The sequence below is a fragment of the uncultured Campylobacter sp. genome (genome assembly GCF_938018145.1).
Classification (GTDB): domain Bacteria; phylum Campylobacterota; class Campylobacteria; order Campylobacterales; family Campylobacteraceae; genus Campylobacter_A.
Window position 1 is genome coordinate 1 of sequence record NZ_CALIII010000229.1, and the last position, 2,511, is coordinate 2,511.

A 2,511-nucleotide genomic window follows, 5' to 3' on the forward strand; every position below is an offset into this window, starting at 1 on the left:
ATTTGCGAAAAGCTAAATTTGAGCGAAAAAATAGAGTGGCATACGAGTTTTTTACCGATAGAAACTGTAAACGAAAAACTAAGTTGTTGCGATGCGATCGTATTGCCGTACGGACAGACCGACGAGGGTAGTAGCGCAGCAGCCAGAGTCTCTCTAAGTCTTTGTAAAAACGTTATAGTTACGCCGTCAAGAATCTTTAGCGAGATGCAAAATATCACGATAGCGGCGGACGGTTTTAGCGACGAGGATATCCTAGAACAACTCGAAAAAGTAAAAAATAATGAAATAGATGGTAAAATTTATGATAAGCGCATAAAATGGCTAGAAGAAAACAGCTGGCAAAATATCGCCGGTCTTTATTTAAGAATCTTTAAAGCCATAAATACTGATCATAATTTTATGCGACATTTAAAAAACGGAGAAGAATAATGAAAAAAGCTATAATCACGGGCGTCGGAGGCCAAGACGGCGCGTATCTGGCTAGATATCTGATCGATCTGGGATATGAGATCTATGGCGGTTACAGACGAGCGGTGAGCCCGAATTTTTGGAGATTAAACGAGCTAGATCTTTTAAACGAGCCGAATTTTCATCTAGTCGAGTTTGAGCTAACCGACCCGTTTAATATCCTAAGCGTCGTCAATGAAATAAGACCCGAGGAAATCTACAACCTAGCCGCCCAAAGCTTTGTAGGCGTTAGTTTTAAAGAGCCTTTTCACACTGCAAACGCTACGGGTATCGGCGCGCTAAATATACTAGAAGCAATCAAAACGGTAGATAAAAGTATCAAATTTTACCAAGCTAGCACATCAGAGATGTTCGGCAAAGTCCAAGCCGTCCCGCAAAGCGAAACCACGCCCTTTTATCCGCGTTCGCCGTATGGAGTGGCAAAGCTTTATGCGCATTTTATAACCGTAAACTATCAAGAAAGCTATGATATTTTCGCTTCAAGCGGCATTTTATTTAATCACGAAAGCCCGCTAAGAGGACTTGAGTTCGTCACGAGAAAAATCACGAATACGGCCGCAAAAATCGCTCTGAAAAAGGCTAAGACTTTAGAACTTGGTAACCTAGACGCAAAGCGCGACTGGGGCTATGCCAAAGAATACGTCGAAGGTATGCACGCGATGCTACAAGCCAAGGCTCCCGATACTTTCGTACTAGCCACCGGAGTAACGACCACGGTTAGGGATTTTGTGAAGCTTAGCTTTGAAGCGCTAGATATCGGGATAAAATTTGAGGGCGAGGGCATAAACGAAGTCGGACTAAACGATAAGGGCGACGTAATCGTAAAGATAAATCCGGCATTTTTTAGACCCGCGGAGGTCGATTTGCTAATAGGCGACGCCTCAAAAGCCAAGCAAAAGCTCGGTTGGAGCGCAAAGACTGATCTAAAGGGACTTTGCGATATGATGATAAAAGCCGATCTAAGACGCATCGAGGCGGGATTTGAGTTCTAAGCGCGTTTTTATTACGGGGATCGAGGGTTTTACTGGTCGCTACCTAGAGCGATACCTTAGCGGGCTAGACTACGAGGTCTCAGGCGGCGCCCTGAGACCTAGCGCGCCACATCACGCGCGCTTTGATCTGCTTGACAAAGACAGCATAAAAGCTGCTTTTAGCGTCAAATTTGACTACATCATCCACCTGGCCGCAGTTTCGTTTGCTATGGCGGGTCCCGCCGAGATAAAAAACGCAAACGAAATCGGTACGCTAAATTTGCTAGAGGCTCTAAGCAACATTAAATTTCAAAAGGCGATCTTTGCAAGCTCGGCTAGCGTCTACGGCGGAGGAGATATGCCCATGTGCGAAAACTCTCCACTAAATCCACAAAGCATATATGCCGAAAGTAAAATTTTTATGGAGGAGCAAATAGCTAAAAGCGGACTGCCTTTTATCATCGCGCGCCCATTTAACTACACAGGTACTGGACAAAGCGAAAATTTCCTCATACCAAAAATAGTGCGACATTTTAAAGATAGAGCCCATACAATAAAACTCGGAAATTTGACGCCAAAGCGCGAATATAACGACATAAACGACGTCGTGAGAATATACGAGCAACTACTAAAACTCGAAGCCAACGATGAAATTTTTAACATTGGCTCTGGTAAGGCTTATAGTATTGAGCAAATTTTACAAATTTTACATCGCTTAAGCGGGCACGATATCGCCGTAAAAAGCGATGCCAAATTTATCAGGGCGAACGACCCCACCCTACTCGTCTGCGATACGGCAAAGCTGCTAAGCTACGACATAGCTCCTTGCGACGGAGATATAGAGAAACTACTAACCCATGTGCTTAACTAATCTCTTAATTTTAATCCAGTACTATAAATTTACGGTACCTTATTCAACATCCTAAGATTGTCATTTTGCAAGGTACTTACTCGTGCCACGGGTTAAAGCTGCTAGCACTTATATAGGTTGTTTTTATTTAAATTTTCGTACCGAATAAATTCCAAAACACACTGAATATGTCAGAGTTAACTCTAAAAATTCTTCTAGTTC

2 protein-coding genes and 1 pseudogene are annotated in these 2,511 nt (G+C 43.1%); all 3 read left to right on the forward strand.

The features are described 5' to 3' along the window. A pseudogene (locus tag Q0338_RS05205) lies at positions 1-429 on the forward strand (mannosyltransferase); the annotation flags it as partial. Continuing rightward, entirely contained in the window at positions 429-1,460 is a 1,032-nt protein-coding gene (gmd, locus tag Q0338_RS05210) for a GDP-mannose 4,6-dehydratase (protein ID WP_298085833.1), read from the forward strand. The pseudogene Q0338_RS05205 and the gene gmd, both read left to right, overlap by 1 nt. Next, positions 1,450-2,310, forward strand: coding sequence for an NAD-dependent epimerase/dehydratase family protein (locus tag Q0338_RS05215; RefSeq protein WP_298085834.1), 861 nt, complete (start codon positions 1,450-1,452; stop codon positions 2,308-2,310). Before gmd ends, Q0338_RS05215 begins: the two co-directional genes overlap by 11 nt. Positions 2,311-2,511: the final 201 nt, after the last annotated feature.